This window comes from Pseudomonas carassii (genome assembly GCF_036324045.1).
GTDB lineage: Bacteria > Pseudomonadota > Gammaproteobacteria > Pseudomonadales > Pseudomonadaceae > Aquipseudomonas > Aquipseudomonas peradeniyensis.
The window spans coordinates 227,327-239,793 of the sequence record NZ_JAZDCT010000003.1; the positions used below are offsets into that span (position 1 = coordinate 227,327).

At 67.6% G+C, this 12,467-nt stretch carries 11 protein-coding genes; 9 read left to right on the forward strand and 2 right to left on the reverse strand.

The genetic code is table 11. The features are described 5' to 3' along the window. The first annotated feature begins 90 nt into the window (after nucleotides 1–90). The 3 genes from V0R62_RS03715 (at nucleotide 91) to V0R62_RS03725 (ending at nucleotide 4,798) form a co-directional block, all read left to right on the forward strand. On the forward strand, nucleotides 91–1,446 hold the full coding sequence (locus tag V0R62_RS03715) for an MFS transporter (RefSeq protein ID WP_330102798.1): 1,356 nt from the start codon (nucleotides 91–93) through the stop codon (nucleotides 1,444–1,446). 78 nt (nucleotides 1,447–1,524) lie between these two features. Further along, nucleotides 1,525–3,078 carry a galactarate dehydratase gene (gene garD / locus V0R62_RS03720; protein ID WP_330102799.1) on the forward strand — a complete coding sequence of 518 codons (1,554 nt, stop codon included), beginning with the start codon at nucleotides 1,525–1,527 and terminating at the stop codon, nucleotides 3,076–3,078. Nucleotides 3,079–3,217: 139 nt separating this feature from the next. Then, nucleotides 3,218–4,798, forward strand: coding sequence for an aldehyde dehydrogenase (NADP(+)) (locus V0R62_RS03725; RefSeq protein ID WP_330102800.1), 1,581 nt, complete (start codon nucleotides 3,218–3,220; stop codon nucleotides 4,796–4,798). 71 nt (nucleotides 4,799–4,869) lie between these two features. On the opposite strand, the gene V0R62_RS03730 is transcribed toward V0R62_RS03725, so the two are convergent. Next, nucleotides 4,870–5,619, reverse strand: a complete 750-nt coding sequence (locus V0R62_RS03730) for a FadR/GntR family transcriptional regulator (RefSeq protein ID WP_050705306.1) — start codon at nucleotides 5,617–5,619, stop codon at nucleotides 4,870–4,872. A gap of 79 nt (nucleotides 5,620–5,698) precedes the next feature. Then, nucleotides 5,699–6,466, reverse strand: coding sequence for an AraC family transcriptional regulator (locus tag V0R62_RS03735; RefSeq protein ID WP_330102801.1), 768 nt, complete (start codon nucleotides 6,464–6,466; stop codon nucleotides 5,699–5,701). Nucleotides 6,467–6,579: 113 nt separating this feature from the next. Between V0R62_RS03735 and V0R62_RS03740 the strand changes: the two genes are divergently transcribed. The 6 genes from V0R62_RS03740 (at nucleotide 6,580) to glcE (ending at nucleotide 12,459) form a co-directional block, all read left to right on the forward strand. Then, complete coding sequence (locus V0R62_RS03740; RefSeq protein ID WP_330102802.1) at nucleotides 6,580–7,395, forward strand: sulfite exporter TauE/SafE family protein; 816 nt, start codon at nucleotides 6,580–6,582, stop codon at nucleotides 7,393–7,395. A gap of 63 nt (nucleotides 7,396–7,458) precedes the next feature. Next, on the forward strand, nucleotides 7,459–8,109 hold the full coding sequence (locus tag V0R62_RS03745) for a DUF998 domain-containing protein (protein ID WP_330102803.1): 651 nt from the start codon (nucleotides 7,459–7,461) through the stop codon (nucleotides 8,107–8,109). A 74-nt stretch (nucleotides 8,110–8,183) separates the two neighbouring features. Beyond that, a complete protein-coding gene (locus V0R62_RS03750) occupies nucleotides 8,184–8,513 on the forward strand; it encodes a hypothetical protein (protein ID WP_330102804.1) in 330 nt (109 codons plus the stop codon). A gap of 173 nt (nucleotides 8,514–8,686) precedes the next feature. Beyond that, the gene (locus V0R62_RS03755) at nucleotides 8,687–9,907 is read left to right on the forward strand and encodes a M20/M25/M40 family metallo-hydrolase (protein ID WP_330102805.1); all 1,221 of its coding nucleotides are present in this window, start codon (nucleotides 8,687–8,689) and stop codon (nucleotides 9,905–9,907) included. A 6-nt stretch (nucleotides 9,908–9,913) separates the two neighbouring features. After that, on the forward strand, nucleotides 9,914–11,413 hold the full coding sequence (gene glcD, locus V0R62_RS03760) for a glycolate oxidase subunit GlcD (protein WP_330102806.1): 1,500 nt from the start codon (nucleotides 9,914–9,916) through the stop codon (nucleotides 11,411–11,413). Further along, nucleotides 11,413–12,459: a glycolate oxidase subunit GlcE gene (gene glcE, locus V0R62_RS03765; RefSeq protein ID WP_330102807.1), complete on the forward strand. Its 1,047-nt coding sequence runs from the start codon at nucleotides 11,413–11,415 to the stop codon at nucleotides 12,457–12,459. The genes glcD and glcE overlap by 1 nt, the downstream gene beginning before the upstream one ends. The last annotated feature ends 8 nt before the right edge of the window (nucleotides 12,460–12,467 follow it).

Genomic DNA, 12,467 nt, shown 5'->3' on the forward strand with positions numbered 1-12,467 from the left:
CGGCCTGCCGATGCCGCCGCCGGAGCAAGGCCACCCTGCTCCGGCCCACAACCGATCCCCGTATAAAAATAACGAGTGGGAGTAACCAGCATGCAAGCGACGAAAAAGACGCATGTGCGCTACCTGATCCTGTTGATGCTGTTCCTGGTGACCACCATCAACTACGCCGACCGCGCCACCATCGCCATCGCCGGCTCCAGCCTGCAGCAGGACCTGGGCATCGACGCGGTCACCCTCGGCTACATCTTCTCCGCCTTCGGCTGGGCCTACGTGGCCGGGCAGATCCCCGGCGGCTGGCTGCTCGACCGCTTCGGCTCGAAGAACGTCTACGCCTTCAGCATCTTCACCTGGTCGCTGTTCACCCTGCTGCAGGGCTTCGTCGGCGGCCTGCCAGTGGCCTGGGCGGTCGTCACCCTGTTCACCCTGCGCTTTCTGGTCGGCTTCGCCGAAGCGCCGTCGTTCCCCGGCAACGCCCGGATCGTCGCGGCCTGGTTCCCGACGCAAGAGCGCGGCACCGCCTCGGCGATCTTCAACTCGGCGCAGTACTTCGCCACCGCGCTGTTCGCGCCAATCATGGGCTGGATCGTCTTCACCTTCGGCTGGGAACATGTGTTCGTGGTGATGGGCGCGCTGGGCATCGTGTTCTCGGCGGTGTGGCTCAAGACTATCTATAACCCGCGCCAGCACCCTCGCATCGGTGCCGCCGAGCTCGAGCACATCGAACAGAACGGCGGCCTGGTGGACATGGACCAGAAGCGCGGCAACGACGGCCCGAAATGGGGCTATATCAAGCAGCTGCTGACCAGCCGAATGCTGCTGGGCGTCTACCTGGGCCAGTACTGCATCAACGCCATCACCTACTTCTTCCTCACCTGGTTCCCGGTGTACCTGGTGCAGGAGCGCGGCATGACCATCCTCAAGGCAGGCTTCATCGCCTCGCTGCCGGCGGTATGCGGCTTCATCGGCGGCGTGCTCGGCGGCGTGTTGTCGGATTGGCTGCTGCGCCGCGGCAACTCGCTGACCTTCTCGCGCAAGCTGCCGATCGTCTGCGGCCTGCTGCTGTCGACCACCATGGTCTTCTGCAACTACGTCGAGGCCGAATGGATGGTGGTCGGCTTCATGACCTTGGCGTTCTTCGGCAAGGGCATCGGCGCGCTGGGCTGGGCGGTGGTCGCCGACACCTCGCCCAAGCAGATCGCCGGGCTGTCGGGCGGGCTGTTCAACACCTTCGGCAACATCGCCTCGATCACCACGCCGATCGTCATCGGCTACATCATCAGCGCCACCGGCTCGTTCAAGTGGGCCCTGGTGTATGTGGGCGCCAACGCCCTGGTGGCGGTGTTCAGCTACCTGGTGATCGTCGGTCCGATCAAGCGTATCGAGCTCAAGGACGACCCGAAGCAAGAGGCGGCACCCACCGCTGAACTCGCCACTTCGCGCCATTGAGTGAAACACGCCGGCGCCCAGCCCGGGCGCCGGCAGCCGTACAAGAAGCCTGAAAGAAACGACAAGAAGGGCCTGACCATGCAGTTGATCGAACATTCCGAGTCGCCCCGCTACGTGCGCCTGCACCCCGACGACAATGTCGTGGTGGTGGTCAACGACGGCGGCCTGGGCGAAGGCGCGCGCTTCGCCGACGGCCTGACCCTGGTCGAGGGCGTGCCGCAGAGCCACAAGGTCGCCACCGTGGATATCCGCCGGGGCGAGGCGGTGCGCCGCTACGGCCAGGTCATCGGCCATGCCCTGGAAGACCTGCGCCAGGGCAGTTGGGTCAAGGAAGATCAACTGGCGATGCCGGCCGCCCCCGAGCTCGACAGCCTGCCGCGCTGCGATGCCGTGCCCGCCGCCCAGGCGCCCCTAGAAGGCTTCACCTTCGAGGGTTATCGCAATGCCGACGGCACCGTCGGTACCCGCAACATCCTCGGCATCACCACCACCGTGCAGTGCGTGACCGGCGTGCTCGACCACGCGGTCAAACGCATCCGCAGCGAGCTGCTGCCCAAATACCCCAACGTGGATGATGTGGTCGCCCTCACCCACAGCTACGGCTGTGGCGTGGCGATCAACGCCCGCGATGCCTACATCCCGATCCGCACCGTGCGCAACCTGGCGCGCAACCCCAACCTGGGCGGCGAGGCGCTGGTCATCAGCCTGGGCTGCGAAAAACTCCAGGCCGGCCAGGTGATGCACGAGGACGACCCGTCCGTGGACCTCAGCGAGCCCTGGCTATACCGCTTGCAGGACGCCTCGCTGGGCTTTGTCGAGATGATCGAGCAGATCATGGCCCTGGCCGAAACCCGCCTGAAGAAGCTTGACCAGCGCCGCCGCGAAACCGTGCCGGCCAGCGAGCTGATCCTGGGCATGCAGTGCGGTGGCAGCGATGCCTTTTCCGGCATCACCGCCAACCCCGCCCTGGGCCATGCCGCCGACCTGTTGGTGCGCGCCGGGGCCACGGTGCTGTTCTCGGAAGTCACCGAGGTGCGCGACGCCATCTACATGCTCACCTCCCGCGCCGAAACGCCGGAAGTTGCCGAGGCGCTGGTGCGCGAGATGGACTGGTACGACCGCTACCTGCAACAGGGCGCGGCGGACCGCAGCGCCAACACCACGCCGGGCAACAAGAAAGGCGGCTTGTCCAACATCGTCGAGAAATCCCTCGGCTCGATCGTCAAGTCCGGCAGCGGCGCCATCCAGGGCGTGCTTGGCCCGGGCGAACGGGTCACACGCAAGGGCCTGATCTTCTGCGCCACCCCGGCCAGCGACTTCGTCTGCGGCACCCTGCAGCTGGCTGCCGGGATGAACCTGCACGTGTTCACCACCGGCCGCGGCACGCCCTACGGCCTGGCCATGGCGCCGGTGGTCAAGGTGTGCACCCGCAGCGAACTGGCCCAGCGCTGGCCGGACCTGATCGACATCGACGCCGGGCGCATCGCCAGTGGCCGGGCGAGCATCGAGGAGCTGGGCTGGGAACTGTTCCACTACTACCTCGATGTCGCCAGCGGTCGCAAGCGGACCTGGGCCGAGCAGCATGGCCTGCACAACGACATCACCTTGTTCAATCCGGCACCTATTACCTGATGAATATTGGGGCTGCTACGCAGCCCTTTCGCGGCACAAGGCCGCTCCTACTAGTAGATCGCATCCGCCTTGTAGGAGCGGCCTTGTGCCGCGAAAGGGGCGCAAAGCGCCCCCCAACGTCCCCCGACAGGAGTACCCCATGCCTGAGATCCTCGGCCACAACTTCATAGCCGGCGCACGCAGCGCCGCCGGCACCCAGCGCCTGCAAAGCCTGGACGCCAGCAGCGGCGAAGCCCTGCCCTACAGCTTCGCCCAAGCCACCGAAGCCGAAGTCGACCAGGCCGCCCAAGCCGCCGCCGCCGCCTTCGCCGAGTTCCGCCAACTGCCCCCGGCACGCCGCGCCGAATTCCTCGAGGCGATCGCCGCCGAACTGGATGAGCTGGACGACAGCTTCGTCGCCATCGTCTGCCGCGAAACCGCCCTGCCCGCCGCCCGTATCCAAGGTGAACGCGGCCGCACAAGCGGGCAGATGCGCCTGTTCGCCAAGGTACTGCGCCGTGGCGACTTCCTAGGGGCGCGCATCGACCTGGCACAGCCCGAGCGCCAACCGCTGCCACGGGTGGACATCCGCCAGATGCGTATCGGTGTCGGTCCGGTGGCGGTGTTCGGCGCCAGCAACTTCCCACTGGCCTTCTCCACCGCCGGGGGCGACACCGCCGCAGCCCTGGCCGCCGGCTGCCCGGTGGTGTTCAAGGCCCACAGCGGCCACATGGCCACCGCCGACCTGGTGGCCTGCGCCATCCTGCGTGCCGCCGAACGCACCGGCATGCCCAAGGGCGTGTTCAACATGGTGTTCGGTGGTGGTGTCGGTGAGTGGCTGGTCAAGCACCCGGCCATCCAGGCGGTCGGCTTCACCGGCTCGCTCAAGGGCGGCGACGCCCTGTGCCGCATGGCTGCCGAGCGTGCGCAACCGATCCCGGTATTCGCCGAGATGTCCAGCATCAACCCGGTGATCATCCTGCCGGCCGCGCTGGCCAAGCGTGGCGAGAACATCGCCCGCGAACTGGCCGGCTCCGTGTGCCTGGGCGCCGGGCAGTTCTGCACCAACCCGGGGATGCTGATCGGCCTGCAGTCGCCTGGTTTTAGCCAGTTGCTGAATGATCTGGGCCAGCACCTGGACCAGCAGGCCGGCCAGACCCTGCTCAACGCCGGCGGCCTGCGCAGCTATGTCGCCGGCCTGGAACACTTGCACGCCCATGCCGGCATCCAGCACCTGGCCGGTCAGGCGCAACAAGGCGACCAGGCCCGTGCCCAGCTGTTCAAAGCCGACGTCCGCCTGCTGCTGGAGCCCGACCCGCTGCTGCAGGAAGAAGTGTTCGGCCCGGCTACGGTGGCGGTCGAAGTCAGCGACAGCGAGCAACTGCGCGCCGCCCTGCTCGGTCTGCGCGGCCAGTTGACCGCCACGCTGATCGGCGAGCCGGAAGACCTCGAAGCCTTTGCCTGGCTGGTGCCGCTGCTGGAGGAAAAGGTCGGGCGGATCCTGGTCAATGGCTATCCGACCGGGGTCGAGGTGTGCGACGCCATGGTCCATGGCGGGCCTTACCCGGCGACTTCAGATGCCCGTGGCACTTCGGTCGGCACCTTGGCCATCGATCGCTTCCTGCGCCCGGTGTGCTACCAGAACTACCCGCAGGCGCTGCTGCCGGAGGCGTTGCGCGATGGCAACCCGCTGGGGCTGCGGCGGCTGGTGAATGGGCAGTGGAGTGAAGGGGTGATCTGAATAGCCCTGGGATGCAAGAGCCCTGCGCATGCAGGGCTTTTTTATAGTGCCCGCGAAGGGACCGGTACGGATTAGATGCCTTGCGCCTCGGCCTCTTCATGGGCCTGGCGCAGGCGCTCGCGGCTGTTGCTCAGATGCATGCGCATGGCCATCTTCGCGCCTTCACTGTCGCGCCGGGCGATGGCCTCGTAGATCGCCTCGTGCTCATGCATCAGCCGGCTCATGTAGTGCGCCTGGTCGTCATGGGCCAGGCGCGCCGAATTGAGCCGGGTGCGCGGGATGATGCTGGTGCCCAGGTGATTGATGATGTCGGCGAAGTAGTGATTGCCGCTGGCCTGGGCGATACGCAGGTGGAACTGGAAGTCCGCCGACACCGCATCCGAGGCATGGGCCGCGCCCTCGTTAAGCTCGTCCAGCGCGGCACGCATGCCGGCCAGTTCCTCGTCGCTGCGACGCTGGGCGGCCAGGCCCGCGGCTTCGATCTCCAGGGCGATGCGCAACTCCAGTACCGCCAGCACTTCGCGCAAGGTGACGATGGTCGCCGGGTCAATCCGAAAGCCGCCGGTGCTCGGCGCGTCCAGCACGAAGGTGCCGATGCCGTGGCGGGTCTCGACCTGGCCGGCGGCCTGCAGCCGCGAGATGGCCTCGCGCACCACGGTGCGGCTGACCCCCTCCTCGACCATGATCTGCGACTCGGTGGGCAGCTTGTCGCCGCGCTTGAGTTGGCCGCTGCGAATGCGCTCGGTCAGCACCGTGACCAGTTCCTGGGCCAGACTGCGCGGCTTGCGCCGGGTCCGTGCCTGTACCTGCTGCTCTGTCATGCCCTGTATGTCTGGTTGTGAAAGACAGGCGTGATGATAGCGCAAGCAGTTGTACGATCACATACGTCCAACGGGGTTTTCATATGCCCTGGCGTGCCGTCGACGGCGGCTGGCCCATGACTCGCCGGTACAGGCTGGAAAACGCGCTGGGGCTTTCATAACCCAGGTCCAGGGCGATGGCGGTCACCGCCTCGCCGGTCGCCAGCCGGGTCACCGCGGCCATCAGGCAGGCCTGCTGGCGCCACTGACCGAACGACAGCCCGGTCTGCTCGCGAAAGCGCCGGCTGAAGGTACGCAGGCTCCAGTTAAGCTGCCCTGCCCAGGTTTCGCCACGGGTGTGGATCGATGGCTGCGCCAGGAACGCCTGGCACAGGGCCGCCAGGCGCGGCTCGGCCGGCAGCGGCGCGAACAGCGGCAGACGCTCGGCCTGGCCCAGCTCATGTAGCACCAGACGCAGCAGCAGGCCATCGCGCCCCGTCTCGTCATGCAGGGCCGGCACCTCGGCGCTGGCCAGCAGCAGCTGGTGCAGCAGCGGCCCGACCCGCAGCGCCTCGCACACGCTGCCCGGCCTGGGCAGCGCGGTCGGCTCAATGTACAGGCTGCGGGTACTCACCCCGCGCATGCGTACCTGGTGCGGCTTACCGGGCGGAACCCACACCCCGCTGCCGGGCGGGATGACCCAGGCGCCATCATCGGTCAGCACCTCCATCAACCCGCTCATGCCATACAGGAACTGTGCCCGGCGATGGACATGCCTGGGCAGCAGGGTATCGGGCGGATAGTCGGTGGCGATGGCCAGCACCGCGCGCGGTACGGCATCGACCTGGGACAGGGGGACATTGCGCATGGAAGGAGGCTCTGGCCGAAACACGATGATTATTGGCCAGGTTACGCAAGCCAGCCAAGTGGCAGCCCCCTACCCTGACCACCCCACCCCACCCCAGACCCGAGACCCTCCCCATGCTCTATCCCCTGCTTGGCCTGTTCGGCCTGTGCGCCGGTGTCACCACCCTGCTGTTCGGCTTCGGCGGCGGCTTCTTCGCCGTGCCGCTGTTCTATGCCCTGCTGCTGGCCAGCCATGGCGCGGGGACGGCCGTGGCCCAGCACGCCATGCAGATCGCCGTGGCCACCTCGGCCACGGTGATGATCTTCAGCAGCGCGCTGGCCACCTGGCGCCATCACCGAGCGGGCAGCCTGCGCTGGGACCTGGTGCGACCACTGGCGCCGGCCATCGCCCTCGGCGCGCTGTTCGGGGCCTGGGCGGCGCTGTACCTGGCCAGCGCCTGGTTGCGCTGGCTGTTCATCGCCTACCTGGCGCTGAGCTTGCTGGACGCCTGGCTGCGTCCGGGCTTCGTGCGCGCTGGCGAACATCACCTGGCGCCACTGGGCAGGGCTGGCGCCAGCCTGGTCGGCGTGCCCATCGGCGCACTGGCGGCGCTGCTCGGGGTGGGCGGCAGCGTGATGACCGTGCCGTTGATGCGCCGTCGCGGCGCCAGCATGCGCACCGCCACGGCCATGGCCAACCCGCTGTCGCTGCCCATGGCCCTGGCGGCCACGCTGGTCTATGCGCTGCTGCCGGCCGGCCAGTTCGACCTTGGCCCGGGCGTGCTGGGTTTCATCGACCTGCGCGCGGCCCTGGTGATGACCGTCGGCGCCTGGCTCGGCATGCACCTGGCCGCGCCCCTGCTCGGGCGCATCCCCGACAGCGTGCATGCCCGGGCCTACCTGGCGCTGCTGGCCTGCGTGCTTCTGGTGATGCTGGCCAACGGCCACTGAGACTGGCGAATGGCCACGGCGACGCGGTAGGCTGCGCCCTGCACTCACCAAGGAAGGCACTGCATGAAGACGTTCGATCGCCTGCTGCTCGCCAGCGGCCTGCTCATCCCCCTCTGGCTGCTGCTGGGCGTCACCCTGACGGCCCTGGCCTACCCCGGCTACGACCACTTGCAGCAGGCCATGAGCCAGCTCGGCGCGGCCGGCGCCCCCACCCACGGGCTGTCGCCCTGGATCAACAATTTCCCACTGGCCCTGCTGTTCGCGCTGTTCGCCTGGGGCCTGGCGCGGCGCTGGCGGCGCTCGAAGCTGGCGCGGCTGAGCGCCCTGCTGGTGCTGTTGCATGGCCTGGGCAGTCTGGTGACCGGCGGGTTCGCCTGCGATCAGGGCTGCGCGCCGCTGCAGCCATCGTTCTCGCAGCAGATGCATAACCTCGGCGGCCTGCTGATGTTCCTCTCGCTGACCCTCGCCAGCGTGCTGTGGATCGGCCTGGGCACCCGCCTGGCCCGATCCCCGGGGCTGGCCTGGGGGTCGCTGCTGAGCGCGCTGCTGGCGGTGGTCACCGTGGTGTTGATGGCCAAGGCCGTGCACAGCGGTGAACTGTTCGGTCTGTACCAGCGCCTGAACTACGGCGTCGGCGTGCTGTGGATCGCGGCCCTGGCCCTGCAGTCGCTGCGCACGCGCCAGCACGACGGCCTGCAAATGGCCATCGCCTGACGGCAAACTGCTGGCCCCCAGGCGTCGGAAGCGAAGGCAAACTTTGTTTTCCTTCAGATGCTTAGGACAGCAACATGCGAATGATTCTAGCAACCGTGGCCGGCTGCCTGCTGGCCACCGCCGCCTTCGGCGCCCATGCCCGGGCACTGAGCCAGAACGATCGCCAGGTGTGCGGCTGGGGCGCGCAGATCGCCGCCGAGGCGCAGCAGGCCAAGCTTTCCGGCGTCACCCTGTACGCCACGCGCAAGAAGCTGCAGGCGCGCAAGTTCGCCAAGCCGTGGATGCGCATGACGGCCTTCGGCATCACCGAGCAGACCTACAACAGCCGGTCTCGGCTGAAGCCGGCGGCGATCAAGCAGACGTATTACGAGCAGTGCGTACAGCATGCGGTAGCAAAAAGATAAATCGTTATAAATCAATAATTTATTAAAATAATTGAATGTTAAATATCACTACGGTTTATCGTGATTGCCAGCCCTCCCGGGCTGTGCGATAGCGTTATCACCGGGAGCGAATGGCTCGGTAATCGGGCGGCAGGGTCTACGCTGAAGGGTTCACGACAACGAGATCCCTGCCCATGCCCTTGCGATTCTGCTCATTGGCCCTTGCCCTGGCCTGTGCCACCGCCCAGGCCGCCGACCCGACGCCTCAGGAACTGTTCAGCCAGGCCCAGGCCGAACAGCCCCATTACCTGGAAACCCTCAAGACCCTGGTTGCAGTGGATACTGGCACCGGTACCGAACCCGGCCTGAAACAGGTCGGCAGCGAACTGGTGAAACGCCTAGAGGCCCTCGGCGCCAAGGTCAGCACCCAACCGGCCACGCCCTCGGTGGGCGATAACATCGTCGGCACCCTCAAGGGCAGCGGCGACAAGGACTTCCTGCTGATGGTCCATTACGACACGGTGTTCGGCCCCGGCACCGTGGCCAAGCGCCCGTTCCGGATAGACGGGGAACGCGCCTACGGCCCCGGCGTGGCCGACGCCAAGGGCGGCGTGGCGATGATCCTGCATGCGCTGAAACTGCTGCAGGACCAGCAGTACAAGGGCTACCGCACCCTCACCGTGCTGTTCAACCCAGACGAGGAAATGGGCTCGGCCGGCTCGCGGCAACTGATCGCCGAGCTGGCGCGCAAGCATGATTTCGTCTTCTCCTACGAGCCGCCGGACAAGGACGCGGTCACCGTCGCCACCAACGGCATCAACCGCCTCAAGCTCGAGGTCAAGGGCCGCGCCTCCCACGCTGGCTCCGCCCCGGAAGCCGGGCGCAACGCGCTGGTGGAGCTGGCGCACCAGTTGCTGCAGTTGAACGACCTCGGCGACAAGGGCAAGGGCACCACCGTCAACTGGACCCTGGCCAAGGCCGGGGAAAAGGCCAACATCATTCCCGCCCAGGCCAGCGCCGAGGCCGACATGCGCTACTCCGACCTGAGCGAGACCGAGCGGGTACAGGAAGACGCCCTGCGGATCATCAAGAAACAGCTTGTAGCCGATACCCAGGTCGAGCTGGTCGTGGAACAAGGCCGCCCGCCGCTGGCCAGGAACGACGCCTCCACGGCGCTTGCGCAAACCGCGCGGCAGCTCTACAGCAAGATCGACCGGCAGTTGCAGCCGATCGCCATGCGCTTCGGCACCGACGCCGGCTACGCCTACGTGCCCGACAGCGACAAGCCGGCGGTGCTGGAAACGCTGGGGGTGGTCGGCGCCGGCCTGCATGGCGACGACGAGTACATGGAGATCGCCAGCGTGGCGCCACGCTTGTACCTGACGGTGGCGATGATTCGGCACCTGGCGCAGTAAGTCCTCATGACTATCCTTTACGACGAACGTGTCGATGGACCGTTGCCAGCCGTGGACAAGCCAGCACTGCTGGCCGCCCTGCACGAGGCCCTGCCCGATCTGCAGATCCTGCACCACCGCGAAGACCTCAGGCCCTACGAGTGCGACGGCCTCTCGGCCTACCGCACGCTGCCGCTGCTGGTGGTGTTGCCCGAGCGCATGGAACAGGTGCAAACACTGCTGCGGCTCTGCCACCAGCGCGGCGTACCAGTGGTGGCGCGCGGCGCCGGCACCGGCCTGTCCGGCGGCGCCCTGCCGTTGAACCAGGGCATCCTGCTGGTGATGGCGCGCTTCAAGCGCATCCTCGAAGTCAACCCGCAGGGTCGCTTCGCCCGGGTCCAGCCTGGCGTGCGCAACCTGGCGATCTCCCAGGCGGCGGCGCCCCATGGGCTGTACTACGCGCCCGATCCTTCCTCGCAGATCGCCTGTTCGATCGGCGGCAATGTCGCCGAGAATGCCGGTGGCGTGCATTGCCTGAAATACGGCCTGACCGTGCACAACCTGCTCAAGGTGGAGATCCTCACCATCGAAGGCGAACGCCTGGTACTGGGCAGCGACGCCCTGGACAGCCCCGGTTTCGACCTGCTGGCGTTGTTCACCGGCTCCGAAGGCATGCTCGGCATCGTCACCGAAGTCACCGTCAAGCTGCTGCCCAGGCCGCAGGTGGCGCGGGTGCTGCTGGCCAGCTTCGACAGCGTCGAGGACGCCGGCGGCGCGGTGGCCGAAATCATCGGCGCCGGCATCATCCCTGCCGGACTCGAGATGATGGACAACCTGGCGATCCGCGCCGCCGAGGATTTCATCCATGCCGGCTACCCGCTGGACGCGGCGGCGATCCTGCTGTGCGAGCTCGACGGCGTCGAGGCCGACGTGCAGGACGACTGCGCCCGGGTCGATGCCGTGCTGCGCAAGGCCGGCGCCCGCGAGGTGCGCCTGGCCTGCGACGAAGCCGAACGCGCGCGCTTCTGGGCCGGGCGCAAGAACGCCTTCCCGGCGGTGGGGCGCATTTCCCCGGACTACTACTGCATGGATGGCACCATCCCGCGCCGCGAGCTGCCGCGGGTGCTCAAGGGCATCAGCGCGCTTTCCCGGCAGTACGGCCTGCGGGTGGCCAACGTGTTCCATGCCGGCGACGGCAACCTGCACCCGCTGATCCTGTTCGACGCCAACCTGCCCGGCGAACTGGAGCGCGCCGAGGCCATCGGCGGCCAGATCCTCGAACTGTGCGTGGCCGTCGGCGGCAGCATCACCGGCGAGCACGGCGTGGGCCGGGAGAAGATCAACCAGATGTGCGCGCAGTTCAACAGCGACGAGATCACCCTGTTCCACGCGGTCAAGGCCGCCTTCGACCCACGGGGCCTGCTCAACCCGGGCAAGAACATCCCCACCCTGCAGCGCTGCGCCGAGTTCGGCGCGCTGCATGTGCACCACGGGCAACTGCCCTTCCCCGACCTGGAGCGTTTCTGATGGACAGGGACCTCGGCCAGGACCTGCTGGAGCAGGTCAACCAGGCGCTGAACCGGCGCATTCCGTTGCGCATCCAGGGCGGCAACAGCAAGGCCATGCTCGGTCGTCCGGTGGCCGGGCAGGTCATCGACACCCGCGGCCACCGGGGCATCGTCGGCTACGACCCCACCGAGCTGGTGCTCACCGCCCGCGCCGGCACGCCCCTGCGGGAGGTCGAGGCGACGCTGCACGAGGCTGGGCAGATGCTGGCCTGCGAGCCGCCGCACCTGGGGCCCGAGGCGACGGTGGGCGGCATGGTCGCGGCCGGGCTGTCGGGGCCAAGGCGACCCTGGGCCGGATCGGTGCGTGACTATGTCCTCGGCACCCGGCTGATCACCGGCCACGGCAAGCACCTGCGCTTTGGTGGCGAGGTGATGAAGAATGTCGCCGGTTACGACGTGTCGCGGCTGATGGCGGGCAGCTTCGGTTGCCTGGGACTGCTCACCGAAGTGTCGCTCAAGGTGCTGCCGCAACCGCGCCAATGCCTGGGCCTGCGCCTGGAGATGAGCACGCAGCAGGCACTCGCCGCACTGACCGAATGGGGCCGGCAAGCGCTGCCGATCAGCGCCGCCTGCCATGACGGCGAGGCGCTGCATCTGCGCCTGGAGGGCGGCGAAGGTTCGGTGCGATCGGCCCGTGAGCGCCTGGGTGGCGAAGCCTTCGACACGGGTTTCTGGCAAGACCTGCGCGAGCAGCGCCTGGCGTTCTTCGCCGCACCCGCAACGCTGTGGCGACTGTCCCTGCCCATTGCCTGCGGTGCACTCGAACTACCGGGGCAGCAGTTGATCGACTGGGGTGGCGCCCAGCGCTGGCTCAAGTCCGACGCCCCGGCGTCGGTCATCCGGGCATTGGCGGCCGAGGCCGGCGGTCATGCCACCGCCTACGCGCCCGGCGACGACAGCAGCGCCCCACTCGATCCGCTGACGCTGCGCTATCACCAGGCGCTGAAACACCAACTCGATCCCCAGGGTGTGTTCAACCCTGGTCGCCTGTACGCGCACTTGTGAGGCCACGG

What these genes read in the sequence shown, in the direction of transcription:
- V0R62_RS03715 (WP_330102798.1), top strand. Translation starts at nt 91, where the DNA reads ATGCAAGCGACGAAAAAGACGCATGTGCGCTACCTGATCCTGTTGATG.
- garD (WP_330102799.1), top strand. Translation starts at nt 1,525, where the DNA reads ATGCAGTTGATCGAACATTCCGAGTCGCCCCGCTACGTGCGCCTGCAC.
- V0R62_RS03725 (WP_330102800.1), top strand. Translation starts at nt 3,218, where the DNA reads ATGCCTGAGATCCTCGGCCACAACTTCATAGCCGGCGCACGCAGCGCC.
- V0R62_RS03730 (WP_050705306.1), bottom strand. Translation starts at nt 5,619, where the DNA reads ATGACAGAGCAGCAGGTACAGGCACGGACCCGGCGCAAGCCGCGCAGT.
- V0R62_RS03735 (WP_330102801.1), bottom strand. Translation starts at nt 6,466, where the DNA reads ATGCGCAATGTCCCCCTGTCCCAGGTCGATGCCGTACCGCGCGCGGTG.
- V0R62_RS03740 (WP_330102802.1), top strand. Translation starts at nt 6,580, where the DNA reads ATGCTCTATCCCCTGCTTGGCCTGTTCGGCCTGTGCGCCGGTGTCACC.
- V0R62_RS03745 (WP_330102803.1), top strand. Translation starts at nt 7,459, where the DNA reads ATGAAGACGTTCGATCGCCTGCTGCTCGCCAGCGGCCTGCTCATCCCC.
- V0R62_RS03750 (WP_330102804.1), top strand. Translation starts at nt 8,184, where the DNA reads ATGCGAATGATTCTAGCAACCGTGGCCGGCTGCCTGCTGGCCACCGCC.
- V0R62_RS03755 (WP_330102805.1), top strand. Translation starts at nt 8,687, where the DNA reads ATGCCCTTGCGATTCTGCTCATTGGCCCTTGCCCTGGCCTGTGCCACC.
- glcD (WP_330102806.1), top strand. Translation starts at nt 9,914, where the DNA reads ATGACTATCCTTTACGACGAACGTGTCGATGGACCGTTGCCAGCCGTG.
- glcE (WP_330102807.1), top strand. Translation starts at nt 11,413, where the DNA reads ATGGACAGGGACCTCGGCCAGGACCTGCTGGAGCAGGTCAACCAGGCG.